The sequence below is a fragment of the Undibacterium sp. GrIS 1.2 genome (assembly GCF_040544435.1).
Lineage (GTDB): Bacteria > Pseudomonadota > Gammaproteobacteria > Burkholderiales > Burkholderiaceae_D > Undibacterium.
Genome location: NZ_JBEONP010000025.1, coordinates 1 through 26,251, shown reverse-complemented (window position 1 = coordinate 26,251; position 26,251 = coordinate 1). Strand labels below are relative to the sequence as shown.

The window sequence follows — 26,251 nt, the reverse complement described above, 5'->3', positions numbered from 1 at the left end:
TTTTGACGCGTATTAAGTTGTAAGGTTGAAGCATGCGATGGTGGACTCAGTTGGGCGGTAATAATTTATCCAGTTCTACCTCGTCCGTCATTGCATGTGCCAGCCTGATGTTATTGATCTCATCAGCTAATGCGTCAGTCGTTGCTGGCGCTGTTACTAATACTGCTGCAGCTAGTGCAGTGGCTAGTGCAGCCGCCAGTGCGAGCAAGCCGCCTCTAGCGCCTACCTTATTCCCAAATCCAAAAATCATCACCGACTGGTGCACGCCATTAGTGGCTCGGTTGCCTAAAGTGTCGCTCAATGATTGCCGCAACAGTAAGGTAATGCCGACTGGGGCGAAATCCGTGAATGGCTTCCCAATTTTGGCGCGCGATTTTGAGGCGGTCTCTAAAAATATCACTAAAGCAGATACTAAACCTGACACTAAACCTGACACTAAACGAAAGCCAGCCATCAAAATTCTGCTAATCGGCGGTATTCATGGTGATGAAAAAACAGCGTCAGCGATCGTATTTAAGTGGCTGGACAGCATGCAAAAACCTGCCGCGCAAGAATTTCAGTGGAAGGTCGCGCCCATCGTCAACCCGGATGGTTTGCTGGCGGCCAAATCCAAACGTGTGAACGCGCATGGCGTTGACTTAAATCGTAATTTTCCGACGCCGAATTGGGAACACGACGCGCCACGTTATTGGGCCAACACCACCCGCAGCGATCCGCGCCGCTTCCCCGGCAAAGCGCCGATCTCGGAGCCAGAAAGCCGTTGGGTATTCGATACGATAGAAAAATTCAAGCCCGACGTCATCATCTCGGTGCATGCACCGTTTGGCGTGCTGGATTTTGATGGCCCGGTCACACCGCCGATCCGCTTTGGCCGCCTGATGTTCAACCGGGTTGGCGTTTACCCAGGCTCGCTAGGCAACTATAGCGGCTTGCACAAAGACATCCCGGTGGTCACGATAGAACTGCCCAACGCCACAGTCATGCCACCAGACGCTGAAGTCCAGCGCATCTGGCAAGACATGCTGGGCTGGATCAAACGCAATGTGCCTGCGCAAGCTAAATTAGCGCAGCGCTAACTGCAAAATCACTATACTCCCCCTATTTTTTATAAAAATAGGCTGATTGCCCAATAATTCTTTGGACAATTAAATATACACATCAGGAGTATATTAAAATCAATCAAACCACTTTCTGCTCACAGAATCGCTAAAAGTGAGTTAAACCGACAACAGCTATGCCTCAGACATCACTCCATTGCCGCAGCAAATTGTGATAATGACCGGTCAAACTCAAGACTTCATCGCAGTCACCTAAACGTCCGCGCAGCTTTTGAATATTCTGGTCCAGCTCAAATAACATCCCGCGCCGGCTGTCGTCGCGCACCATACTTTGGGTCCAGAAGAAAGAGCAAATACGCGCACCCTGTGTCACCGGCTCTACTCGATGCAGGCTGCTGGACGGATAGACAATCAAATCACCGGCGGGCAGTTTGACCTCATGCGTGCCATAGGTATCGACGACGACCAGCTCTCCGCCTTCATACTCTTCCGGGTCGCATAGAAAAAGTGTGGACGATATATCAGTACGCATATACGCAGCACCCGGCAGTTTGCGTACCGCGCCGTCGATATGTAAGCCGTAATGGTCGCCGCCTTCATAACAATTAAATAGTGGTGGGACTGTGCGCAAAGGTAAGGTGGCGGCGAAGAATAAAGGGTTACGCGCCAGCGCGGCCAACACAGTCTCTCCCAGTTCTATACTAAGCGGTGAACTCTCTGGGAGTTGCCGATTGCGCTTGACTTGCGCGCCTTGTTCGCCAACGGTCGCTTTGCCATCAATCCAGTCTGACTGATCCAGTTTTGCTCTGATCTGCGCGACCTGATCACGGGTCAATACTTCAGGTATGTGCAACATCATCGTATCTGCTCCTTGTCATGCAAAAGCCCCTCGTGCAGACGAAGGGCTTTTGATTGCGTTATTTCTTGTTGGCTATTTAGCTCTAGCTATCCATTTATAACAATCAATATAGCCAGAAACTAAAGTTTCAAGTTCAGTTAAAACTTAATATTCGCCATCAAAGTTGCCGAGCGTGGCGTGACTGGCGTGTAACGATATCCACTCTTGTTAATCGCTGCAACGTAGGCTTTATCGCCAAGGTTGTACAGGTTCAATTGCAGATCGATATTCTTGTTGATGGCATAACTCGCCATTGCATCCACCACCCAATAGGAATTGGTATAAGCCGGTGTGCCGACGGCACCATCAGTGCCACGCAACAAAGAATCAACAAAACGTGCGCCGCCACCGAGCTTCACGCCAAACGGTAACTCATACGAGGTCCATGCGGTGAAAGCTTGTTTTGGCGTGTAGGCCAGATTGTTGATACCGCTGGCAGTCGTGATTTTTCCGCTCTCTACTTTGGTGTCCATCTTGGTATAACCGGCACTGACTAACCAAGTTTTAGTGATCGCGCCAGTCACGCCCAACTCCACACCTTGCACCCGCTTTTTGCCCGTTTGGTAGTACAGCAGATCAACCAGGTTTTGTTCAACCTCATTTGATACTTCGGTACGATACAAAGCTGCGGTAAACGACAACTTTTGGTCTAACAAATCCCACTTGGTACCGATCTCTGCATTCTTGGTTTCTTGCGGATCAAACTTAGGATTGGCAGCACTGCTCGCAGAGGCACTTAAAGCAAAATTAGAACCGCCCGGTGGCTGTTTGGACGTGGCATAGGACACATACACACTGCTGGCTTCGGTCGGTTTATACAGACCACCGACTTTCCAGTTCACCAGATTACCGTCCATATTTAAATTGGTCGGGATCAAAGTATTGACTGGCAAAGTAGGATTAGCAGCCAGCGTCGATAAACTAGTGGCAGAATAATCCGTGCTGTAGTGATCGATCCGTACACCGCCGCTTAATTGCCATTGCGGCGTAAATTTTAAAGTATCAAAAGCGTAGGCACTCACCGTGGTAGTTGCGCCGCGGGTGAACACGCCGTTGCGCACTAAATTCAAGCCGCTAACAGGATCATTCGGATTCGGATTATAGAAGTTGGCAGCAGGCAGTGTGCCTGTGCCGCTGTAGCCAAAGGTGTTTTGTTTTTCGTTGGTCAGCTCGACACCGGTCAACACCGTATGCTGGAGTCCGTTCGTATCAAAATCAAGTAGCAGATTAGTTTGATTCGTCAAAATTTCATTTTTTTGATCTTTGAGCGTACGAGTACTCCGTGCCAGGGTCCAGGTAGATAAGTTGCTTGCTGATGGCGTAAGCAGATTCGCAGTCGTGCCCATGAAGGCGGTCAATAAATAATTTTGCGAGGTTTTGCCGTAGCGGGTGGTGTTGATCAATTTCGCTTTAGGATTAAAGTCATGTTCTATCCTCCCAGTCAGCATATCAGCTTTGACTTTGTCAAAATCGCTAGACGATCCATAGAAATTTTTTGGATCTACCATCGGCGCAGTTGATAGGAAAGGACGTTTAGGATCCGGACTGCTGTAGCCAGGCAAGCCTATTGTTGGAACGCCGCCATCCGGCACATTATTTTGATCAACATGCAGGTAATTCAGATAAATCCGGGTCGGACTACCAAGCCCAAATGCCAGCGACGGTGCGACACCCCAGCGTTTATTTTTGACTTCGTTACGGCTGGTGCTGCCACTATCTTCATCCATCACATTTAAACGAAATGCGGTACCTGTCTCTGCATTGATGACTTTATTCCAGTCCGCCGTAACGCGCTTTTGACTACCGCTACCGAATTTGACCGAGCCGTAAGTCGCATCATCTTTTTGCGCTTGTTTACTCACCAGATTGATTGATCCGGTGGGCGCACTACGACCGCTATCGGTCCCTGCAGCGCCTTTTAATACATCGATCTGCTCGATATTGAACAAGTCGCGCGAGATTGATCCCAGATCACGTACGCCGTCTACATAAATACTGCTGGAAGAATCAAAACCACGCATATAGACCGCGTCGCCTGTATTCGTGCTGCCGTTTTCACCAAGGAAGAATGCACCAACGCCAGGAGTATTTTGCAAAGCTTGGGTCAAGGTCACCGCGCCTTGTTGCTCTATCAGCTCGCGCTTAATCACGGTAATCGTTTGCGGAGTATCGACCAGAGGCTGGGTATATTTTGGCGATGAGGCCTTGTCCGCTTTAAAATCATTTTCCTGTTTCGACGTCACTTTTACTTCTGGCAAAGTCGTATCAGCCGCCTGCGCAAGTGCTGGCAGCATCACAGCAGCGATCGCTGCGGCGGTCAAAGTTTGATTAAATTGGGGACGTACATGCTTGCGACTTTTAATGTGTGACATCTTCGTTCCTGATATATAAATAAAAAAATCTGAAAAGCCCTGTCCGGGCGTATCTATAGCGATGCAGGCATGAACTGAACGACCGATGCTAAATATTGAGGCAACACCGCTCCCAAGCATTAAATGCCAGAGCGTGTTGAACATGATCAGAGTTGATGAGCGCAGATCAGTAAGATTGCGCTACCGCCAGTTGCACTTTGCAAAAAAGGTGGCTGGCAGACAGAGGGGGAAGAATGTCGAAGCTGGCTTGGGTCTAGTACGTTTGTAACGAGATGTAATTTTAAATGAGAATCATTCTTAATCGCAAGCGAAATTTTTATTATTTCATCGCCAAAAAAGAGTTCGGCAACATCGCAGGACAAAATCGGTATCGTTTTTTATCTGCACAGACTATTCAAAGAATCCAACTCACGGAAAAAATGATGAACTAAAAGCATAATTACCTTGTCCATCAGCACTGCTTAATTCGATAATCAGCCTGTCTGCATCGAAGTAAGTCACACAGGATGTTTAGTAGCGTTTCGGAAGTCAACATACACAAAAATAACGACAAGGAAAATAATGGAACACAAAGCAAAATCAAAAAAACCTGCTGTGCTCATCGCCTCATTCAGTCTTGCGCTATTGGGTTTAGCCACCGCGAGTATCAGTCAAGCACAAACTACGGTGGCAGGCGCAATGACAGAATCGGTAGTCGCTGCCGATCCGCAGCAATGGCTGGAAGATGTCACCGGCGAGAAAGCCCTGGATTGGGTCAAGGCACGTAATCAGGTCACTCGCAGCAAATTGGATAGCGATGCTGGTTTCATCAAGCTACGCAGTGATTTGCAAGTCGTACTGAACTCCAAAGACCGGATCCCGACCGTGAACAAAATGGGAAATTATTATTACAATTTTTGGATGGACGCCGATCATCCACGCGGCGTCTGGCGCAAAACGACGCTGGACGAATATCGCAAATCCCAACCAAAATGGGAAACCGTGCTCGATATCGATGCACTGGCAAAAATAGAGAACGAAAACTGGGTATTCAAAAATAGCAACTGCCGTGATCCGGTTTATGACCGCTGCTTAATTCAATTATCTCGCGGCGGCGCAGATGCAGTAGTAATGCGCGAATTTGATCTGACCACACAGAGCTTTATCAAAGACGGTTTTACCCTGCCGGAAGCCAAGATGAACATCGATTGGCGCGATAAAGATACGCTATTCGTCGGAACCAATTTTGGCGAAGGCTCACTGACGGATTCTGGCTATCCGCGCATCGTCAAAGAGTGGAAACGTGGCACACCGATCAGCGCCGCCAAGACTTTATTGGAAGGTGAAAAAACCGATATCTCGGTCTCAGCCCGAAGCTACGATCAAGATGGTATTCATCACGAAATCGTTAGCAGAGGTGTGACTTTTTACACGTCGGAAGAATATTTAAAAGAAGGTAGCAAACTGACGCGATTAGATGTGCCAGCAAAATCCAATATCAGTTTCTTTGGCAAACAATTCGTCGTTAGCCTACGTGAAGCATGGACCACTGGCGGCAAGACCTACGCCACTGGCAGCCTGCTGGCGATTGATTTTGACGCGTATAAAAAAGGCAAACGTAATTTCAATGTATTGTTCCAGCCGACGGATACAAGCTCACTCAATGGCGAGGCAATTACTAAACATTATCTGCTGGTGCAGTCATTGAATAATGTCAAAAGTAATCTGACTGAATGGCAGCTAAAAAAGGGCAAATGGGTCTCACGTGAAGTCGCCCTGCCCACACTAGGTAGCATCGGTGTCAGCGCGATTGACGCCAATCATTCTGACGATTATTTCCTGAGCTATTCCGACTATCTGACTCCTAGCGTTTACATTCTGGCGCATGCGGGTAACGATCAGCGCGAAACCTTAAAATCTGCCCCTAGCTTTTTCGATGCAACGCCTTACGAGACCGTACAAAAGTTTGCCACCTCCAAAGACGGCACCAAAGTCCCATACTTTATGGTGCGCAATAAAGACGTGAAATACGATGGTAACAATCCGACACTGTTGTACGGCTATGGTGGCTTTGAGATTTCGTTGACACCGTCCTACTCCGGTAGTCTGGGTAAAACCTGGCTAGAAAAAGGCGGCGTCTATGTCGTGGCCAATATCCGTGGCGGTGGCGAATACGGTCCGCGCTGGCATGAGGCCGCGTTAAAAGAAAACCGTCAGCGTGCGTATGATGATTTTGCCGCAGTCGCGGACGACCTGATCGCCAGCAAAATCACCAACCCACAACATCTGGGCGCGATGGGTGGCAGCAATGGTGGCTTACTCGCCGGTGTCGCCTTGACCCAGCATCCAGAACTGTTTAATGCCGTTGTCAGCCAGGTGCCTTTGCTAGACATGCAGCGCTTTAACAAACTGCTGGCAGGAGCGTCGTGGATGGGTGAATACGGCAATCCAGACATTCCAGCAGAATGGGATTACATTTCACGCTACTCACCATACCAAAACGTCAAAGCGGGCGTTAAATACCCGAATGTCTTGTTCATCACGTCCACCCGTGATGACCGTGTACATCCGGGACATGCACGCAAGATGGCCGCAAAAATGATCAGTCAGGGTCACGACAATGTCTGGTCTTACGAAAATATTGAAGGCGGTCACGGCGGTGCGGCTAACAATGCACAACGTGCAGATATGGCAGCGATTACCTATTCGTTTTTGTGGAATATGTTGAAGCGGGATAATGGCGATGTGGTGATTAAGCGTTAGTTTTACTGCTACATTTAAGCGCTCAGTTTCCGAATTTTGCGGATTGTGTTCAAAAGCCGCTGACATTTAAGTCAGCGGCTTTTTTATATCTCTGGTGCGCTTAATGGAAAATCTCGGTTTATGCAAAGTGACATATCCACCGATATGCTGAACGCTCACAAACAAACAGCGGCAATTGCTCGAAGTTACGGCATTTTAGAGGGCGCAGCAATTTCCTCAATTGAAGCTAGAGGAGTTTCCCTTTTCGCAGAATCTGCGGGACGCGCGGCTCGTCAGTGGGGCAAGTATGTTATTAAAGGGGCTGGTGTAATTGGCGCAATAGCTGGATCTAGCGTTGTCTTTGCAGCTGATTTATTTACTCACTCTGACGAGGCAGGTCGTTACTCTGATTGCATTAAATCATGTACTCTCATCTACGGTAAATAATAATCTCTCTATCCATTGGCTTATATGAAAATAATGAATTTTAATGGGAAACAAAATATTGCTTTGCTCAACTCATTATCAGAGATATTGGTAAGACATGATTTTTTGTTTATTGGCGTTGACAAATCTCGGACTGACATTGCAACGTGGGAGAAAAAATTAACTCCGACACTGAGCGCAACCATGATGGTGACATTGAGTAGTACACTTAGCCCAGATTTATGGTCTATAGAGCCTCTGATTATTTTGTATTCAAGTTTCGCGGCTGAGAAATCTAATTATCTGGGATTAGATCGTGATTGTTCACCAGTAACTGATCGCTGGATAGAGCCAGATTCAGTTCCGATTATGCGGCTATTTCCCGCTCACTACAGATGGCAAGATAAGCTAGAGATTAAGTACCCTGTTTTAGAAGGTCGTCCTGATAATCTTGCGTTTCTTGCTCAAGAATTTTCCGATGTCTATGATGAATACGCATTGCCAGTATTAACGAATTTTTCTAATTCACTTAGCGCAGCTGAATTTTTATTGACTTCCTCAAGCCTTTATAAAACTCGACGTTTATCCACCGTTAGACCACGCTACGATCTTTTACGGGAGCCGATTTATGCTGCAATATTATTTTTAGAAGCTGGAGAATTCCAACGCAGTTTAGATTTACTAAAGCGCTGGGATACTTGTGAGGAAATGTTTGATCCTTCATTTACAGCGCAATACAAACGCAGTCTTGTTTGTCAAATTAAAAAATTGATTCCGTACTTCGAGTCGCAATTAAGCAAGCGTAGCGTGCGTAGCCCGTAGCGCCATGCGCACCGCTTCACCGGATATCCTGATTTTTTAAGCCGTTTGTTTTTCCATCATTGGTGCGCATGGCGCACCCTACGCAATATTTATGCGGCTTGTGGCGTGTTTTTGTGCCGCAAGGCACGTCTTTGCTGGGGGATCGTTTCCACATAAAGCCTGATGTGCGTCTCCTCGTAGGGTGCGCCATGCGCACCGTTTCACCGGATATCTCATTTTTAAGCCGTTTGTTTTTCCATCATTGGTGCGCATGGCGCATATATGGACTCTTCACGATTACAAGAGTTTTCAAATGAAATAAGTGCGATCGGTCGAATTCACGATATTGAACCGGACCCAATGAATTGCGCCGCATGCGGATCTGTTGATTGGCTCTGTCAGCCTTAGGTATTGATTTGAAATGAGCCGGAGCCGGGCTGCACCTCTCTCCCGTGCGCGGCATAGGGCGTTCCATGCGATTGACATTCACACTACATGTCGCATCATCGATAGGATGCAAGCGTGCATCAAGCGATTAAATATACTCCTAGTATGTATATTTAAATAGTCCAAGTAATTATTGGGCATCTAGGCATTTTTCAGATTTCTTTATGGGAGTATATCCGTACACTTCTAAGATATGCGCAGCCATTTACACCAAATATAGGCTTCAGATACCTTATATTGCCATCACTTTCGGAGGACAAAATCACGGCGAAAAATACAAATGCTGTATCGTCAGTGGCTCTGAAGTTGCTGAATTCTCAAACCCTGGAAAATTGTTTGTCTTCGCTTCGATCGCAATTCCGCCTCAAGATCACCCAATCCAATCGAATACCCTATGAGTTTGTACCAACTACTTGCACAATTTATAAAACAACATAAACGGCACTATATTGCAGCGGGCGCTATGCTACTTAGCGTCGCAATATTGACTGTGCTGATCCCGCGCAAAGTCGGCGCGGTGATTGATGCGATGGTGGCGCACACCTTAGATGGTCGCGGACTGGCGATCCAGTTAGGCCAGCTGATATTGATGGGAATAGCGATTTACTTTTTGCGCGTAGGCTGGCGCTTGCAATTGTTTGCAGCGTCATATCAGTTAGGCGTGCAATTACGCACCAGGCTATATCAGCGCTTGAGTTTACAAGGCGCGCCGTTTTTTCAGCAGCAACGCACTGGCGATTTAATGGCGCTCGGCACCAATGATGCAGATGCGATTGAACTGGCGTCTGGGGAAGCCATGCTGGCGGGCTTTGATGGCACGATGACTTTTGCACTGGTGATCGGCATGATGTTGCTGGGTGTGGATTGGCGGCTGGCGCTGGTGGCATTGCTGCCCTTCCCTTTTATGGCGTGGGCATTTAAGAAAATCACTCATCACGTGCATGATGCATCCCGTGACTCTTTAAACCGGTTTAGTAAGCTCAATGATCAGGTGCAGGAAACTCTGGCGGGTGTACGCACCTTGCGCGCTCTCGGTCTGGAACAACGCAGCGCAGCGCAATTTGCCGAACTGGCCGAACAGGCAGCCGATGCCAGTCTGAGCGCACAGCGCTGGGAAGCCGCTTATGAACCAGCAGTCGGTATCGCCCTGACCTCCGCAGGCGCATTGACGCTGGCAATGGGCGGATATCTGGTCTGGAATCAACAAATGACCATCGGTACCCTGACCAGCTTTACGATGTATTTGGGTCAATTGATCTGGCCGATGTTTGCTGCTGGTTGGGTATTGTCCTTGCTGGAACGCGGCAAAGCCGCATGGAATCGGTTGGAGCCTGTTCTGGCGGCGGAACTTAGTGTGCAGGATCATGGTCAGATCACCACATCGCCGCAGGGTAGTTTGCGTTTTCAGGACATCAGTTTTTCGTACCCTAGACAATCTGCCATCGCGCTGGATCATGTGTCGTTTAACTTAGACGAGGGGAAAACGCTGGGCATCGTCGGACATACAGGATCGGGCAAATCGACAATTATCCGTTTGATATTGCGGCAATACGATATAGCTGCCGCCGGTAAAGGCACACTAGGCTCGCTAGGTTCGCTACGTTGGGGTGAGCATGCGCAATCGGATTATCGCTTACATAGTTTGCGGCTGGCGATCAACTGGGTATCGCAGGAACCTTTTTTGTTCTCTGCATCGATTGCTCATAATATTGCTTTGGGCAATCCCGACGCGACCCGTGAACAGATTATTCACGCCGCTACGCTGGCGGCCGTACATGAGGATATTGTGCGCTTCCCGCAGGGCTATGACACACCGGTAGGTGAGCGCGGTGTGACGCTTTCTGGTGGACAGCGTCAACGGGTTGCGATTGCTCGCGCTTTACTGACCGATAGTCCTTTACTGTTACTGGATGACGCCTTGTCAGCAGTCGATACCGATACCGAAACCCGCATCCTTCAACATCTAAATGAATTACGTCAGCAACGTAAAGAGCGCAGCGCCATTATCGTCAGTCATCGCCTGAGCGCCGTTGCGAATGCAGATCATATTTTAGTGCTGCGTGAAGGCCGAGTGATTGAACAAGGCACGCATGACATGTTATTAGAGCAAGCAGGATGGTACGCAGCCCAATGGCGCTATCAACAATTGGAAGCCAGTCTTGATGCGGCTTAAACCTGTCAGTAACCGGCTGTGGTATTCCGCAGCCTCTGTTAGCTAAGCCAACTATTCTTCGTCAACTATCCACTCTACAAAAGTTAAAAGTAATGTCTGAAGTAAATGCGATAGGCAGCCCAGCAATGAGCGCCCCCGAAAGCAAGTCCGAAAAAAAGCTCGCAGTGAATTTGCTCATGCAAGCGGCACAACCCGAACGTCGCCACGTGCTGCTAGGGATTCTATTTTTATTTGTCGCTGCAGGACTGGAAGCACTGGGTCCTCTGCTAGGTAAGGCGTTTATTGATCGCTATCTGTTGCCTCATCAAATGGATACCGCCATCGTAGTCGGCTTGCTGGTCACCTATCTGGCCACAGGCTGGTGGGCAACCTGGCTGCGATATCTGCAACTGTCACGCCTGGCCGGTGTTGCCATGCGCTCGGTGCGCCGCCTGCGTGAGCAAGTGTATGAACATGTACTGCGCTTGCCGATGGCTTTTTTTGATAAAGCGATTACGGGACAACTAGTCAGTCGTGTAACCAACGACACCGAAGCTGTTAAAAATCTATACGTCCAAGTCTTGTTTGTCATGCTGGACTCTTCCATCGTGGTGATCGGCGCACTGGTAGCAATGGCGTGGCTGGATTGGCGGCTGATGCTGATCGTAGCAATGCTAATCCCGGCCGTAGTGATCATCGTTTGGTTTTATCAGCGCTGGAGTGCGCCAGCAGTGAGTCGTGCGCGCCAGTTGCGTAGCGAGATCAACGCGCAGGTTGCAGAGAGTATTAACGGCATGAGCACGCTGCAAGCAAGCAATGCCGAATTGCGTTTCGGCGCACGGTTTGACGCGACCAATCAACAACATTACCATGCGCGGTTAGACGAGTTGCGAGCCAATGCTTGGCTCTTGCGTCCTGCGCTGGACTTACTCAATTCGCTGCTATTGGTAGTGGTGATCTTTTGTTTTAGCCAGCGTGATTTTTCTGGTGTTGAAGTCGGTATCTTGTATGCGTTTGTCAGCTATATTGCCCGCGTGGTTGATCCTTTGATCCAGATCACCTTGCAATTCGGTCAGATACAACAAGCAGTGGTTTCGGCGGCACGGGTGAATACTTTATTGAGAGAAAAAACGACTACCAGCATCATCAGCGACCAAAAAATTAGCCAAGGTGATTTGCGCTTACAGCATCTGGCTTTTGGCTATGACCCAGTCAATCCGGTGCTGCATGATGTTAACTTGCATATCCCGGCAGGCAGCTTTTTCGGCATTGTCGGCCACACAGGAAGCGGCAAGTCCACTCTGCTCAGTCTATTATTGCGTTTCTATACCGCACAGTCTGGTCGTATCACGATTGATGATATTGATCTGACCAGTTTTAGCGATGAGCATTTCCGCGCCAGTGTGGGACTTGTACCGCAAGAGCCATTTTTATTAGCAGCCAATGCCCGCGAAAATATCGCCATGGGGCGCGATATCAGCGAGGCCGATATCATTATCGCCGCCAAAGCGGCACGCGCGCATGACTTTATTCTGCAACTGGAACAAGGTTATGACACGCCCTTGGGTGAAGGCGGCGCGCGCCTGTCTACCGGCCAAAAACAATTGATCGCGATCGCCCGTGCGCTGGCGGGCAAACCCCGCATCTTGTTTTTGGATGAAGCTACATCACATATCGACAGCGAGACCGAGCAAGTCGTACAAACAGCGCTGACAGAACTGCGTGGCAGCGTGACCATCGTGGCGATTGCGCACCGTCTATCCACTATCCGCGACGCAGACCAGATTGTCGTACTCAATCACGGCAATATTGCAGAACAAGGCACGCACGCACAATTGATGCTGCTGGACTCTGGCATTTATCAAAAACTGTATTTGCTGCAAACATTAGAAGACTAAGGAAGACATGAGTACTTTGATGAAATTAATCTTAGGTGGTATCGCTGTTCTGACAGCCTGTTTTTTAGGTGCGCTGATCTATATATTTTTTGGTATCTTGCCCAATTTGCCGTCACTGGATGCAGTCACCGATTACCAGCCAAAAATCCCGCTCCGTATCTACACCGCCGACAATGCTTTGATCGGTGAGTTTGGTGATGAACACAGAGATTTTGTCGCTATCAAAGATATTCCGCCAGTCATGAAAAACGCTTTATTGGCGATAGAAGACAAGCGATTTTACGAGCATAGCGGGATTGATTTTCGTAGTGCTTTACGGGCATTGCTAGCAGATTTGAGCGGTGGTTTTCATCAAGGTGGCTCGACTATCACGATGCAAGTCACTCGTAATATTTTGCTGACACAAGAAAAAACCGTTATGCGCAAGTTTAAAGAAATTGTCTTAGCCTATCGCATCGAAGCGGCATTAAGCAAAGACCAGATTCTTGAGCTATATATGAATCAAATCTATCTCGGTCAACGTACCCATGGTTTTTCCAGCGCGGCTAATACCTACTTCGGTAAATCGCTGCAAGAGTTATCGATTGCAGAAGCCGCCATGCTGGCAGGCTTACCGCAAAATCCAGCACGCCATAATCCAGCAGTCAATCCGCAACGCGCCAAGCAACGTCAGCTGTTAGTTTTAAAGGCGATGCAAGATGATGGTTATATTACGCAAGCCCAATATGATCAAGCCAGCAAAGAAGAACTGCATATCAGTAGCCGCCAGCAGTTTGATGCGCATGCCGATTACGTCGCGGAAATTGTGCGTCAAAGTATCGTCGCAGAGTATAAAGACGCTGCGTATACCAGCGGCCTGAAGGTCTACACCACGATTTATAAAGCCGAGCAAGACGCCGCATACGAATCATTACGCCGTAATGTCATGGCCTACGACCAGCGTCATGGATATCGTGGCCCGGAGGCTTTTATTGAGCTACCCACTGACGAAGATGAACGTGATGATGCTATCGATGCTGTGATGCTGAAACATCCTACCAATGATAAATTGCTGCCTGCGGTCGTGCTGGAAGTTAGTCCAAAATCACTCAAAGCGGAAATGGCGTCCGGCGATACAATTACCCTCAGCGGAGAGACCTTGCGCTTTGCGGACAAAGCCTTGCAAAATAATGCCAACCGCGATTTAAAAATACGTCCAGGCGCTTTGATACGTGTGATGCAAGATGCTAAAAAACGCTGGACGATCAGTCAATTGCCGGAAGTAGATGCCGCCTTCGTCGCCCTGAATGCGCAAGATGGTTCGTATCGTGCGATGGTCGGTGGATTTGATTTCAACCGTAAACAATTTAATCATGTAACCAGTGCATGGCGTCAGCCTGGTTCGTCGATCAAACCCTTTATTTATTCTGCTGCGTTGGAAAAAGGCTATTCGCCAGCCACCATCGCCAACGACGTGCAATTGTCCGAAACCAGTACTGAAGATTTAAAGTGGGATCCACGCAATGACGATGGCAAATACGATGGACCTATCAGTTTGCGTACCGCATTGGCACAATCTAAAAACGTAGTCTCAGTGCGTTTGCTGCGCGCAATCGGCGCCAGCTATGCACGTGATTACTTACCTCGCTTTGGTTTTGATATCACCAAGCAACCACAAAATCTGACGCTTGCGCTGGGTACCGGATCAGTCACGCCACTCCAGGTTGCGGCTGCTTATGCGGTATTTGCTAATGGCGGTTATCAGATTAAACCGTGGCTGATTCAAAAAATTACCGACTCACGTGGCAAAGTATTGTCAGACATTAAACCACCCGCCGTTGCGCAAGAAGATGCCAGAGTTATTGACGGTCGTAACGCCTTTATCATGGACAGCATGCTGCGTGAGGTCGTCAGAACCGGTACCGGTGCATCTGCTACGCCACGCTTAGGACGACATGACATTGCGGGCAAAACGGGTACCAGCAGCGATGCGGTCGATGGCTGGTTTGCAGGCTATGCGGGTAACTTAGTGGCAGTAGCATGGATGGGATACGACGATCCAAAGTCACTGGGCGGCAGAGAGTTTGGTGCAACTTTATCTCTACCAATCTGGATCGACTATATGCATCAGGCAATGGCAGGCAAACCTGAACTACAACGCGCTGTGCCAGAGAATGTATCCAACGCAGAAGGCGATTGGATGTATAACGAATTTATGAACGGTGCGGGCGTTAAAACTTTTGATCTTGACCTTCCCGGCACTCCTTCGGTCCCGCCAGCTGCGGGAACAACTCCCGGGCTAACGCCTGCTGCAACACCAGCTACAACGGCACCACTTCCCAACCAAGAAATCATCAAATAAAAAAAGCCCGCTACCAGAGCGGGCTAAAATCCTTACCTTTGGAGAGTATCAAGGATGAAGCAAGTATATGGTGAAAATATTACGGAGTAATGACAGGCTGAATCAGAGCCTACTTTTTTTCTGACGATCTATTACTGCCCCTTATTTAGACTTACTGACCCTTACTGCCCCTTACTGACCGGGTGCGCTCGAACCCCAAGTGCAAAAAAAAGCCCGCTGGAATAGCGGGCAAAATCTACAATCTGGAGAGAGTAGAAACCGGTAAGTTACATCGTGCCAATCTGTGTAAGACCTCTCTTAAAATTGGCTACAGAACATGGACAAATTAGGCTGCAATAGGTTCCGCACAATCAAGATTTCTCAATGCCTCAAACCCCTGCTGCAAATCATTCTGTAAATCTTGAACTGCTTCCAGACCGATATGCAAACGTATCATCGGCGCCTGCCATTGGCTGGCATTCACGGTGCGGCAGTGTTTTGGCTTGGTCGGCAAAATCAGACTCTCGTAGCCGCCCCAGCTAAAGCCGATACCAAATAATTCCGTACGGTCTATCAGCTCGGCAACTTGTTGTTCTGTGATGTGCTGATGAAAAATCGCACCCATCAAACCACAGGCGTAATCAGGATGGAAATCGCGCTTCCATAGTTCATGCCCCGCTGCACCTGGCAACGGTGGATACAGCACTTCGGCGATTTCTGGCTGAGCCTGTAACCATTGCGCGATATGCAATGCGCTGACTCTGTGTACCGCCAGGCGCGCAGACATCGTGCGCAAACCGCGTAAAGCCAATGCCGCATCGTCCGCACCGATCGATAAACCCAACTGCTTGTAGGTATCGCGTAAACGAGGATGCAAGGCTTCTGTGGTTAAAATCACACCCATCATGGCGTCGGAGTGGCCAACAATATATTTTGTCGCCGCGTGGATAGAGACATCAATGCCCAGTTCAAACGAAGACCAGCCTATCGGCGTTGCCCAGGTACTGTCAGACACAATCACCGCGCCGCTTGCATGCGCGACTGCGGCCATCGCAGGAATGTCCTGTACCTCAAACGTCAATGATCCCGGTGACTCGACAAACACAACTTTGGTATTAGGCTGCATTAATGACGCGATATTCCTGCCGATCAGGGGATCATAATAAGTGGTACTGATACCCATTTTTTTGAGCAAGCCATCACAAAATAAACGGGTCGGATCGTAAGTCGTATCCACCATCAGTAAATGATCGCCAGGTTTTAACAAAGCCAGCAAAGTAGTGGTGATCGCGGATAAACCCGATGGTGTCAGCAAACAAGCGGCTGCGCCTTCTGCTGCACATAAAGCATGTTCCAGCGCCAAAGTCGTCTCATTACCGTGGCGACCGTAAATTGCTCGGGTACCAGTCGCCTCCTTTAAACCTGCCACATTGGGAAATAGCATGGTCGAGGCACGGATGACTGGCGGATTCACTGGCCCGTGGTGCGCTTTACCTTTGCGCCCTGCGTGAGTCAGTTTGGTGGCGGTTTGCCATTGCGGATCGTGCTTACTCATGATGCGTCCTTGATTGTGCTGAATTACTCTGAATTTGTTCGATCTGATCGATCTGATCGATTTGTCCAATTAACTGCGATGCCGTAGCTCACCAAAGCGCGCCAGCTGCAGCCTTGTCCTACCTTGCTATAGTGAAATTGGCTAAGTTCTAATCGTAACAAAACACAGATGAAATTTTTTACCAAAAAATCATAGATAATTCATCTTATTGAGAATAATTTTCTATAAAATTCAATCTATGGATAAAAAAGATATCGAAATATTACAAATTCTTCAAAAAGACGCCTCCATCGCTTTGGCCGATCTGGCTCAGGCGGTGCATTTGTCGGTCACGCCATGCTGGCGGCGCGTGCAACGGTTGCAGGACGATGGCGTGATCCGGCAACAAGTCGTGCTATGCGATCCCGGCAAGCTCAATCTGGGACTGACCGTGATGGTTGTCTTAAAAGCAGCGCAGCATAACGAAGGCTGGATGCAGCGCTTTATCAGCGGCACCAAGGACATCCCGGAAATTGTCGAAATTTTGCGTATGAGTGGTGATACCGATTACCTGCTGAAGGTGCTGGTACCGGACATGGCCGGTTTTGATCAGGTATATAAAAAATTGGTCAAGGTCGCTGATTTGCAAGATGTCAGCTCTAGCTTTGTAATGGAAATCATCAAAAGCACTACCGCGCTACCGCTGGATTACGCGGTGTTAAAAACGCTGAAAGTGTGATTAAGTGGCATTTCGATGAAGAGTTATAAAACATCCGTTACTATGAAAATTAATATACTCCCTATATGTATATTTATATGTCCATATATAACCTGGACAATCGGCCATTTTTATTAAAAAAATGGGGGAGTATATTAAAAATCTCTACTCTATTCGCTAATAACACATACCCATGGAATTATTTGAACGCATCATCGCTATCATCTTGCCGGTGTTTATCATCATCGGTCTGGGCTATTTGTATGCGCGCGTTAGAAGTACTACCGATAAAGGCGCTGGCGTTAAAGACGATATGGTGGCGATTAACCGCGTCAGCATGGATGTGCTCTGTCCGTTGCTGGTGTTTTGCGCGCTCGCCGCAAAAGAATTTGATGTTGCTCACAACGCCTGGCTGATCCTGGCCGGCGTGCTGATTGCGCTCGGCTCTGGCTTGCTGGCGTGGCCAGTGGCACGCTTGCTGGGCTACGATGTACGCAGCTTTGTGCCGCCCATGATGTACAACAATTGCGGCAACATGGGCTTGCCTCTGGCGGCACTGGCGTTTGGTGCCAATGGATTGTCGGCAGCGGTTGCCTTGTTTATGGCGTGCAATCTGGTGTACTTCACGGTTGGCATTAAAATTATTCAGCGCGGCCATCCCGACCACCAAGACTCACCGCTCAAATTTTTACGCAGTCCGATGATGTTATCGATGATGCTGGGGATGATTTTCGCGCTGCTGCATGTGCACCTGCCGGCGTATTTATTCATCGCACTTAAAATGACGGGCGACGCCTGTATCCCCATCATGCTATTTGCGCTGGGTGTGCGTATGCTGGACATTAATTTCGCCAGTTGGCGCATCGGTCTGGTCGGCGCCATCACCTGTCCGGTGGCGGGATTGCTGCTCGCACTGTTGCTAGATCCAGTTTTGCCATTAAGCGCGGCACAACGCGGCCAAATGTACTTATTCGCCGCCCTGCCACCCGCCGTTTTTTGTTTTATGGTGGCAGAACAATATCAGCAAGAACCAGACAAAGTCGCTTCGATTGTGTTGCTGGGAAACCTGGCGGCGCTCTTGTTTGTGCCGGCAGGTTTGTGGCTGGGGTTGCGGTAAACGACCATAAAAATGTAATGATAATTCCAGAGCCACGTCGGCGCGTCATAAGGCAATCAATGAGTACAGATAAAGCTTCACTACTCTCTAATACGCAGTTAACTGATGTACCTCAGATAAAAAAGTTAAAATCTTCCTTCAATCCAACTCCCCAATAAGCCATGAGCGACTACATCCAAACCTCCGTCAACAATCACATCGGCTACATCACACTAGATCGCCCTAAAGCACTCAACTCTTTATCTCTGGAAATGGTACGGGCGATTACGCAGACTTTGCTGGCTTGGCATGATGACGCCAATGTGCATGCGGTGTTTATTCATAGCAGCGCAGAGAAAGCATTTTGTGCCGGTGGTGACATCCGCTTTTTCTATGATGTCGGCACTGCGACACCCAAAGGCGATAGCGCTTTGCTGGAAGATTTTTTTACCGAAGAATATGCGCTGAATCATCTGATTCATTTTTATCCTAAGCCTTATATCGCCTTGATGAACGGCGTGGTGATGGGTGGCGGTATGGGCATCGCGCAGGCGGGGGGGAATTGTCGATTGAGGATCGTGACAGAGCGCACCAAGATGGCAATGCCGGAAGTAAACATCGGCCTGTTCCCTGACGTTGGTGGTGGTTATTTTCTGTCGCGCGCGCCGGGCCAGATCGGGACGTATCTGGGCTTGACTGGTGACATCATTACTGCGGCTGACGCTTTGTATGCAGGCTTGGCTGATGTGTTTATACCGACTACAGAATTACCCGCATTGATGGCGCTGTTGGCGACCACAACTTCTGGCGATATCCGCCACACGATCCGCGAGTTTGCTGCTCTGTTTGCAGAACAGGCAAATACCACAAGCAGCCGTTTGGCTACTCATCGTACGCTGATTGATCAGCATTTTACGGGCAACGATGCGAAGGCGATTGCGGCATCGCTAGCGGGTGATGCGAGCGAATTTACGCAACAGGCTGCAGCAGTAATGCAAAAGCGTTCTCCCTTATTGATGAGCGTGACGCTAGAACAATTACGTCGCGGTAGCACAATGTCAGTGGCCGATTGCTTGCGTATGGAACGCACGATGGTGCGTCATTGCTTTAAGCATGGTGAAGTACTGGAAGGCGTGCGAGCCCTGGTGGTGGATAAAGACAACACACCGCAATGGTCGCCAGTTACACTAGCCGAAGTAAGTGAAGAAATGGTAAGTACTTTTTTTGCGGAAGTGTGGCCAGCACATGCGCATCCATTGCGGTATTTAGCCTAGGCTTACTGATGTCGTGCCTGTAATTTATTGAAGTAATTTGTTAAGAAAAAAGAGGCGTACCAATTCGCTTGATACGCCTCTTTTATTTTGTTTTTTCAATCAGGGAAATAAATTAACGCTAATCACCGTGCCGCTGCGCACGGCATCATTTCCTAGTTGGACATCACCCTTATTTCAACAGGCCAAACACCTTGCCGATGATCTTGCTGCCACTGCCAATCGGATCCTGGCGTATGGCTTTTTCTTCTTCGCCTATCATCAGAAATAAACCGTCCATCGCACGTTGAGTTACGTAGCCTTCTACCGTGGCCTGCTCTTTCGGTACTGCTCCCATTTTTTCTGCCTGCCCCATTACGCTATTGTATTTAGCCGATAAGCCAGCTTTGTCTGTGACACCTTTCACCAGAGGTAAAAACTTAGTAGCGAGCGGCGTGGAGGTTTTTTGTTTGAAGAAATCTGTTACCGAGGTATCGCCGCCGGTGAGAATATTTTTAGCGTCGGTGACTGACATGGATTTAATCGCATCCATCAGCAGTGGCTTGGCCATTGGCACCGCAGATTCGGCAGCGCGGTTCATGGAGATAACCAGATCATCCAGCTGTTGACCACGTCCGGTCATTTTAAGTAGCGGACGCGCTTGCTCTAAGATGGATGGCAACTGGATTCTTACTTTGTCGTTATTTAAGAAGCCGTTTTCGACACCTAATTTAGCCACCGCCAAAGACGAACCTTTATCGAGTGCGGCTTTTAAACCGGCACTAGCGTCCTGATTGCTCAGGTCGCTTAGCGACGCCGCAAATGCAGAGGATGAGACGATCAACAAGGTGGCGGCAGTAAAGCGATATGGGAATGGCATGGTGATCTCCGGTGGATTAGGTTTGCGATGAATTGAAAATCAAATTGACGAATTTGATGACGACACTGATGACGATCTTATTTAGTTTGAGAATATCTTATAGAGCGCATTCAAAACATAGTCGGGCAGCAGCTTGACCCTATTTATTCTAGACGCAATTTGGATTGGCACAAGCAAAACAATTGTTAAAAAACAAAAAAGGAAAGCACACAGCTTTCCTTTTTATTTATACATACTCCTGATTAGTATATTTTAATCGTCCAATGATTCTATGGACAATCAGCATATTTTTACTTAATGACTAGGGGAGTATATTTAATTTCATTCCATCGCAAGAACATTTTTACGATACTTGCTTACTTATGTACTTATGCGGCCTTCTTTTCATCGCGCAATTCACGGCGCAAAATTTTACCAACATTGGTTTTTGGCAGATCCATGCGGAACTCAATGTACTTCGGTTTTTTGTATGCAGTGAACTGTTCTTTGCAATATGCCATTAACTGATCGACGGTGAGCGCCGGATCTTTGCGTACCACAAACAGTTTAACGGCCTCACCCGAGTTGGCATCTGGTACGCCGACACAAGCGCACTCCAATACGCCAGGGTGCAAGGCGACAACGCCTTCGATCTCATTTGGATATACGTTAAAACCAGATACCAAAATCATGTCTTTTTTACGATCCACAATCGTGGTGTAACCACGTGCATCCATAATACCGACGTCGCCCGATTTGAAGAAGCCATCGGCAGTCATGACCTTGGCTGTTTCATCCGGACGATTCCAATAACCGACCATGACTTGCGGGCCGCGGATCGCGATTTCGCCCGGTTGTCCCAAAGGTACAGGGTTGCCGTCGTCATCCAAAATCGCAATTTCAGTGGACGGAATAGGCAAGCCTATCGTGCCAGAGAATTCTTTGGTCGTTACCGGATTGCCGGTTGCAACAGGCGATGTCTCAGACAAGCCATAACCTTCAGAGATCGCGCAGCCAGTGACTTTGAGCCATTTGTCGGCAACCGCTTTTTGTACTGCCATACCGCCGCCACTACAAATTTGGTAACCAGAAAAATCCAGTTTCGCAAACTCAGGATTATTCAGTAAGCCGTTATACAAGGTGTTCACCGCCGGGAAAATATTGACTTTGTACTTGGCCAGTTCTTTGATAAAGCCAGGCATATCGCGGGGATTAGGAATCAACAGATTCAGCGCACCGATACGAGTGCCGAGCAAGCTGCAGACGGTCAACGCAAAGATATGATAAAGAGGCAAAGCGCAAACGATGGTCTTTTGTTGAGTCATATCCTGACCTTGCATACCAGGTGCAAGCCATGCTTCGTTTTGCAGAATATTGGCGATGACATTACGGTGTGTCAGCGTCGCACCTTTCGACACACCAGTGGTGCCGCCGGTGTACTGTAAAAACGCAACGTCATCGTGACCAATGCTGACAGGATTAAATGTCAGGCGCCCCGACTCTGCAAGGACTTGCTTAAAGCGAATCGCGTTGGGCAAAGAAAATGCCGGTACCATTTTTTTGATATTGCGTACGACAAAATTGACGATCATGCCCTTCAAACCGCCCAACATATCGCCCATACTGGCAACGACCACATGCTTGATCGCGGTTTTATAAATCACTTGTGCCAAGGTGTGCGCAAAGTTTTCCAGAATAAAAATCGCTTCTGCGCCAGAGTCTTTTAACTGATGCTCTAACTCACGCGGGGTGTACAAGGGGTTGACGTTGACGACGGTATAACCAGCACGCAACACGGCGGCCATCACAACAGGATATTGCAGTACATTTGGCATCATGATCGCGACGCGCGCACCTTTTGCCAGACCTTTATTTTGCAACCATGCGCCCATTTTTTGGGACAAGGTATCTAGCTCGCCGTAAGTCAGAAACTTGTCCATACAAACGTAGGCATTACGTGCCGCGTATTTTTGGAAAGCTTCTTCCAGCAATTGCACCAGAGATTTATATTGTGAAAAATCGATTTCTGCCGGTACGCCTTGCGGGTACGATTTAAGCCAAAACTTATCCATACTGTTTTCCTCGTCTCTGATTGTTGTTTGATATTCTAGGTTTATTCGGTTGACGTATGCCATGACGGAAGGTGATCAAATAGTCGATTAAGTAGCCAATTAAGCAGCTAATTATTATGCAGAAAATCTACCTGTCATTTACCGAAAATACGCCGATGGTCGATGCTATCGGCTATGCGAAAACTAGGCAAGTCTTTTGCTCACTTGTTGAACTCATACTCTACAAAATTGCTGCGACGCAGCATGCAAACGCCTATTTTAAATCTCAATTTATGTCGCTAAATCAGCATCCAATATATGCTCTATATTTAGGATAACAGTGCAAATTTTGACCTATTCTCTATCCTCGCCTAATTCCCATTATCAAGCCGACTGGCGGTTTTATTTAAATCCATTTCGTGTTTTGTCTCATCTAAACAGATAAACAAACGAGGCCAAGTTCAAAGTATATTTATAGTCCATTTGCCAGCAATTCTGTGATTCACATAGAAGTAATTAAGCGCTGCATGAATACTTCGCATTGAGCTAATTGATCGAGTTCAACATATTCGTTTGGTGTGTGCGCCTGTTCAATACTGCCAGGACCACAAACCACGGTGGGAATACCTGCCTCCTGAAATAAACCCGCCTCAGTTCCATACGAGACCGCTCCGCTGGGTGGATTTCCCGCCAGGCGTGCTGCGAATTGCACTATTGCGTCGGACTCTTGCATTTGCAAACCGGGGGCAGATGCAAGCCATTCAAAATCGATACGTGCCAACGGTTCAACCGCTAACATTTGCGGTAGCAAACTAGCGGCGTAATCTTGAATCTCCTGGTACAAACTATCAGCTTTCATATTTGGTAAAGTACGCGCTTCAAATTGAAATTCGCAATCACGTGGCACGATGTTGGTCGCAAGGCCGCCTCGCATCAAGCCAGTTTGTAAGGTGCTATATGGAACTGTGTAGGCATTATCACGTTGCTCTTGCTTGGATAAGCGGTCTGCAATATCGCGAATATAGACGACAATTTTTGAGGCATATTCGATAGCGTTCACACCTTGCGTAGTGTAACTGGAATGCGCTTCGCGGCCGCGCACACAACAACGGAATCTATGCGTGCCTTTATGTGCAATGATCGGTTGCATTAATGTTGGCTCACCGACGATACAGGATGCTGGCTTCAGGCCAATTTCTTCCAGATCACGAATAAGACTACGAACCCCAAGACAACCAACCTCTTCATCGTAAGACAAGGCAAGATGTAAGGCCGTATCTTGATTTGCTGCGAGATATTCTGGAACAGCTAATAATGCAGCAGCTATGTAGCCCTTCATATCTGCTGCGCCACGAGCATAAACCCGGCCATCTTTGATCGTCGTCACAAAAGGATCTGTGTGCCAATCCTGGCCTTCAACTGGCACTACATCCGTGTGCCCGGATAAGATAATCCCAGGATTTTTGCCTTTGCCAACAGTAGCAAAGAGATTCGCTTTTTTCCCGGTGCTGTCATAAGTTAATCTGGACTCAACCCCGTACTGATCAAGATATTCTTTAACCCACATGATGAGTTCGAGATTGGAATCCCGCGAAATCGTTTTAAAAGAAACTAATTGAGCTAGTAGATCGAGTAGTTTGTGTGATGCTGTTAGCATGGTCGACATAGAATTTTCTTTATTTCGGTATTGTTTTTAAGACTCATCATTTTCTAAATCCAGACAGACTTGTGGTTCTTGCCTTAGCGATACAAGCTTGGTCGAATAATTGTTATTCAACGCATCTACTATTAATTCTATTGAGGAAAAATATCGGTTGCAGTACCCAGTCGCGTACCAGGATTTTTTTGTTCTAACTCTAGCAACGCTGCGGAATGATCGGCGCTTGGAAAACGATCTACTAGCGAACGATAAACCTTAGTGACAAGCTCCGTCATTGGCAAGGTAAGATTGGTAATCTGCGCTGCCCTCATTATATTTTCCATGTCTTTCGCCTGGCTTTTTACTTGTCCACCGGGAAGAAAATTTCGATCCAACATACGCTGACCGTGAACCTCTAAAATACGACTCTCGGCAAAACCACCCCGGAGTGCTTGGCGAACCGCAGCTGGATCTGCGCCCCCAGCCTGTGCCAAAAGTAACGCCTCAGCAACGATATTAATGCTAGCGCCGACAATCAGCTGATTACATAATTTAGCTAGTTGGCCTGTACCTGGCGGTCCGACTAGCGTTGGTTTCCCCATTGCCGATAAAATCGGTTCAACTTGTAAATAATCGACATCAGTTGCTCCAACCATAATCGCGAGGGAACCCGCTTGTGCACCAATTACTCCCCCGGATACGGGTGCATCTATAAACCGAACATTTTTCGTACCCAGCACTTCGTTAAATCTTTGCGCTTCAGCTTGTTGAGTAGAGCTCATGTCTATCCAAATCTCATGCCCATGAAGTATAGGCAAAATCTGCCGAATCATCTCATCAACGACGCTGCCATCAGCCAGCATAGTGATAATAATATCGGCAGCATGATCTGAATTTGTAATGGTCTCTATTGGTGTAGTGACGATCTCCGCTCCGAGCTCTATTAAGTTATTACATTTTTCCTTTGTTCGGTTCCAGATAGTTAAAGAAAAACCAGCTCGGAGTAAGCGCGTTGCCATCGGCTTACCCATTAAACCAATACCCAAAAAAACGACTTTAAGTTTCGCCATATAACTAATCCACTACTATGAATTGGATGAAGAAATTTCTTTTAGCAAGAATATCTTTATACTGCGATATTGAACTGCATATGTAATTGGTACAATCTCAAAATACTTTTTTCCCCTTTTATTAAGGTCGGCCTTATGAAATTATTTGCAAAAAAATCTCTTCTATGTGGCTTAGTGCTGATATCAACCCAGACGTTAGCACATGCTGTTGATTCGGCTTCGTTAGAATTCGCAACTGGCAATAAAACAAAGATGGTACGCGCAGGTGCCCAATGGAACTGGGATCAGCAATGGTTTAAATCAAACGGAACGAATGTTGGTGGCTATTGGGACGCAACATTGGCCGATTGGCGAGAAAATAATTACCAAGGTAATGGCAGCAAACAAAGTCTGGTTGATGTCGGTATTACACCTGTGTTCCGTTTGCAAAGCGACTCAAAAAAAGGACTTTACGGAGAAGCTGGCATTGGTTTGCACATGCTATCGGATATTTACGATAACAACGGCAGAACGTTTTCAACGAGATTTCAGTTCGGCGATCATATTGGCATGGGCTACGTGTTGGCGAACGGCTGGGATATTGCCTTAAAAATCCAGCACTATTCAAACGGAGGGGTAAAGCACCCGAACCCTGGGGTGAACTATGCGGTTCTGAAGGTGGGATATGCGTTTTAGAGGGAAAGAAATGCGGTGATAGATACAAGAATCTAGCGCAAGGCGTTCCACAAGAGCGTATTAGAGATAGATCAAGGAGGAAGAAGAAGAGGAGCTGCGGCTCCTTTTTATTTTCAGGAGCGGGAGGCAAGGGAAGAAGCTCTGCAAAAAGGCAAAAGCCCTTAACTCTGTGGAGTTAAGGGCTTTGCGGAATAAAAGCCTGACGATGACCTACTTTCACACTGGTTGCAGCACTATCATTGGCGCGGAGTCGTTTCACGGTCCTG

At 47.8% G+C, this 26,251-nt stretch carries 18 protein-coding genes; 11 read left to right on the top strand and 7 right to left on the bottom strand.

The genetic code is table 11. The annotated features are described in order from the left end of the window. Window positions 1–32: 32 nt before the first annotated feature. Entirely contained in the window at window positions 33–1,076 is a 1,044-nt protein-coding gene (locus AAKU61_RS12315) for a M14 family zinc carboxypeptidase (RefSeq protein ID WP_354332613.1), read from the top strand. A gap of 163 nt (window positions 1,077–1,239) precedes the next feature. On the opposite strand, the gene AAKU61_RS12310 is transcribed toward AAKU61_RS12315, so the two are convergent. Further along, complete coding sequence (locus tag AAKU61_RS12310) at window positions 1,240–1,917, bottom strand: Fe2+-dependent dioxygenase (RefSeq protein WP_354332611.1); 678 nt, start codon at window positions 1,915–1,917, stop codon at window positions 1,240–1,242. Between the two features lie 137 nt (window positions 1,918–2,054). Next, window positions 2,055–4,328, bottom strand: a complete 2,274-nt coding sequence (locus AAKU61_RS12305; protein ID WP_354332609.1) for a catecholate siderophore receptor Fiu — start codon at window positions 4,326–4,328, stop codon at window positions 2,055–2,057. A gap of 561 nt (window positions 4,329–4,889) precedes the next feature. Here AAKU61_RS12305 and AAKU61_RS12300 point away from each other — a divergent pair. The 6 genes from AAKU61_RS12300 (at window position 4,890) to AAKU61_RS12275 (ending at window position 15,114) form a co-directional block, all read left to right on the top strand. Beyond that, window positions 4,890–7,070, top strand: a complete 2,181-nt coding sequence (locus AAKU61_RS12300) for a prolyl oligopeptidase family serine peptidase (RefSeq protein ID WP_354332607.1) — start codon at window positions 4,890–4,892, stop codon at window positions 7,068–7,070. 144 nt (window positions 7,071–7,214) lie between these two features. Next, window positions 7,215–7,496, top strand: coding sequence for a hypothetical protein (locus tag AAKU61_RS12295; RefSeq protein WP_354332606.1), 282 nt, complete (start codon window positions 7,215–7,217; stop codon window positions 7,494–7,496). A 15-nt stretch (window positions 7,497–7,511) separates the two neighbouring features. Next, a complete protein-coding gene (locus tag AAKU61_RS12290; protein WP_354332605.1) occupies window positions 7,512–8,297 on the top strand; it encodes a hypothetical protein in 786 nt (261 codons plus the stop codon). A gap of 820 nt (window positions 8,298–9,117) precedes the next feature. Then, window positions 9,118–10,896 (top strand): ABC transporter transmembrane domain-containing protein, encoded by a 1,779-nt coding sequence (locus AAKU61_RS12285; RefSeq protein ID WP_354332603.1) that lies wholly within the window; start codon window positions 9,118–9,120, stop codon window positions 10,894–10,896. A gap of 92 nt (window positions 10,897–10,988) precedes the next feature. Beyond that, a complete protein-coding gene (locus tag AAKU61_RS12280; RefSeq protein WP_354332601.1) occupies window positions 10,989–12,773 on the top strand; it encodes an ABC transporter ATP-binding protein in 1,785 nt (594 codons plus the stop codon). A gap of 19 nt (window positions 12,774–12,792) precedes the next feature. Next, a complete protein-coding gene (locus AAKU61_RS12275; protein WP_354332600.1) occupies window positions 12,793–15,114 on the top strand; it encodes a penicillin-binding protein 1A in 2,322 nt (773 codons plus the stop codon). A 325-nt stretch (window positions 15,115–15,439) separates the two neighbouring features. Here the strand turns inward: AAKU61_RS12275 and metC are convergent, their stop codons facing one another. Further along, a complete protein-coding gene (gene metC / locus AAKU61_RS12270) occupies window positions 15,440–16,648 on the bottom strand; it encodes a cystathionine beta-lyase (protein ID WP_354332598.1) in 1,209 nt (402 codons plus the stop codon). Between the two features lie 238 nt (window positions 16,649–16,886). Here metC and AAKU61_RS12265 point away from each other — a divergent pair, with 238 nt between their 5' ends. The 3 genes from AAKU61_RS12265 to AAKU61_RS12255 all read left to right on the top strand — a co-directional run bounded on the left by AAKU61_RS12265 (window position 16,887) and on the right by AAKU61_RS12255 (window position 19,715). Continuing rightward, window positions 16,887–17,366, top strand: coding sequence for an Lrp/AsnC family transcriptional regulator (locus AAKU61_RS12265; protein ID WP_354332596.1), 480 nt, complete (start codon window positions 16,887–16,889; stop codon window positions 17,364–17,366). Between the two features lie 172 nt (window positions 17,367–17,538). Further along, window positions 17,539–18,462, top strand: coding sequence for an AEC family transporter (locus tag AAKU61_RS12260; RefSeq protein ID WP_354332595.1), 924 nt, complete (start codon window positions 17,539–17,541; stop codon window positions 18,460–18,462). Between the two features lie 161 nt (window positions 18,463–18,623). Next, the gene (locus AAKU61_RS12255; RefSeq protein ID WP_354332593.1) at window positions 18,624–19,715 is read left to right on the top strand and encodes an enoyl-CoA hydratase/isomerase family protein; all 1,092 of its coding nucleotides are present in this window, start codon (window positions 18,624–18,626) and stop codon (window positions 19,713–19,715) included. Between the two features lie 169 nt (window positions 19,716–19,884). Here the strand turns inward: AAKU61_RS12255 and AAKU61_RS12250 are convergent, their stop codons facing one another. The 4 genes from AAKU61_RS12250 to AAKU61_RS12235 all read right to left on the bottom strand — a co-directional run bounded on the left by AAKU61_RS12250 (window position 19,885) and on the right by AAKU61_RS12235 (window position 25,310). Then, entirely contained in the window at window positions 19,885–20,571 is a 687-nt protein-coding gene (locus AAKU61_RS12250; protein ID WP_322120164.1) for a DUF4197 domain-containing protein, read from the bottom strand. 368 nt (window positions 20,572–20,939) lie between these two features. Continuing rightward, window positions 20,940–22,622, bottom strand: coding sequence for a long-chain fatty acid--CoA ligase (locus tag AAKU61_RS12245; protein WP_354332591.1), 1,683 nt, complete (start codon window positions 22,620–22,622; stop codon window positions 20,940–20,942). Window positions 22,623–23,103: 481 nt separating this feature from the next. Next, a complete protein-coding gene (gene argE, locus AAKU61_RS12240; protein WP_354332589.1) occupies window positions 23,104–24,267 on the bottom strand; it encodes an acetylornithine deacetylase in 1,164 nt (387 codons plus the stop codon). A 128-nt stretch (window positions 24,268–24,395) separates the two neighbouring features. Beyond that, entirely contained in the window at window positions 24,396–25,310 is a 915-nt protein-coding gene (locus tag AAKU61_RS12235) for an NAD(P)-dependent oxidoreductase (RefSeq protein ID WP_354332587.1), read from the bottom strand. Window positions 25,311–25,445: 135 nt separating this feature from the next. Between AAKU61_RS12235 and AAKU61_RS12230 the strand changes: the two genes are divergently transcribed. Further along, a complete protein-coding gene (locus AAKU61_RS12230; protein WP_354332585.1) occupies window positions 25,446–25,985 on the top strand; it encodes an acyloxyacyl hydrolase in 540 nt (179 codons plus the stop codon). Window positions 25,986–26,251 lie beyond the last annotated feature (266 nt).

Bases quoted from the DNA above. Each gene is read 5' to 3' on its own strand.
- AAKU61_RS12295 (WP_354332606.1), top strand. From the start codon at position 7,215: ATGCTGAACGCTCACAAACAAACAGCGGCAATTGCTCGAAGTTACGGC.
- AAKU61_RS12305 (WP_354332609.1), bottom strand. From the start codon at position 4,328: ATGTCACACATTAAAAGTCGCAAGCATGTACGTCCCCAATTTAATCAA.
- AAKU61_RS12300 (WP_354332607.1), top strand. From the start codon at position 4,890: ATGGAACACAAAGCAAAATCAAAAAAACCTGCTGTGCTCATCGCCTCA.
- AAKU61_RS12250 (WP_322120164.1), bottom strand. From the start codon at position 20,571: ATGCCATTCCCATATCGCTTTACTGCCGCCACCTTGTTGATCGTCTCA.
- AAKU61_RS12260 (WP_354332595.1), top strand. From the start codon at position 17,539: ATGGAATTATTTGAACGCATCATCGCTATCATCTTGCCGGTGTTTATC.
- metC (WP_354332598.1), bottom strand. From the start codon at position 16,648: ATGAGTAAGCACGATCCGCAATGGCAAACCGCCACCAAACTGACTCAC.
- AAKU61_RS12235 (WP_354332587.1), bottom strand. From the start codon at position 25,310: ATGGCGAAACTTAAAGTCGTTTTTTTGGGTATTGGTTTAATGGGTAAG.
- AAKU61_RS12310 (WP_354332611.1), bottom strand. From the start codon at position 1,917: ATGATGTTGCACATACCTGAAGTATTGACCCGTGATCAGGTCGCGCAG.
- AAKU61_RS12280 (WP_354332601.1), top strand. From the start codon at position 10,989: ATGTCTGAAGTAAATGCGATAGGCAGCCCAGCAATGAGCGCCCCCGAA.
- AAKU61_RS12265 (WP_354332596.1), top strand. From the start codon at position 16,887: ATGGATAAAAAAGATATCGAAATATTACAAATTCTTCAAAAAGACGCC.
- AAKU61_RS12285 (WP_354332603.1), top strand. From the start codon at position 9,118: ATGAGTTTGTACCAACTACTTGCACAATTTATAAAACAACATAAACGG.
- AAKU61_RS12275 (WP_354332600.1), top strand. From the start codon at position 12,793: ATGAAATTAATCTTAGGTGGTATCGCTGTTCTGACAGCCTGTTTTTTA.
- AAKU61_RS12315 (WP_354332613.1), top strand. From the start codon at position 33: ATGCGATGGTGGACTCAGTTGGGCGGTAATAATTTATCCAGTTCTACC.
- AAKU61_RS12245 (WP_354332591.1), bottom strand. From the start codon at position 22,622: ATGGATAAGTTTTGGCTTAAATCGTACCCGCAAGGCGTACCGGCAGAA.
- AAKU61_RS12230 (WP_354332585.1), top strand. From the start codon at position 25,446: ATGAAATTATTTGCAAAAAAATCTCTTCTATGTGGCTTAGTGCTGATA.
- AAKU61_RS12255 (WP_354332593.1), top strand. From the start codon at position 18,624: ATGAGCGACTACATCCAAACCTCCGTCAACAATCACATCGGCTACATC.
- argE (WP_354332589.1), bottom strand. From the start codon at position 24,267: ATGTCGACCATGCTAACAGCATCACACAAACTACTCGATCTACTAGCT.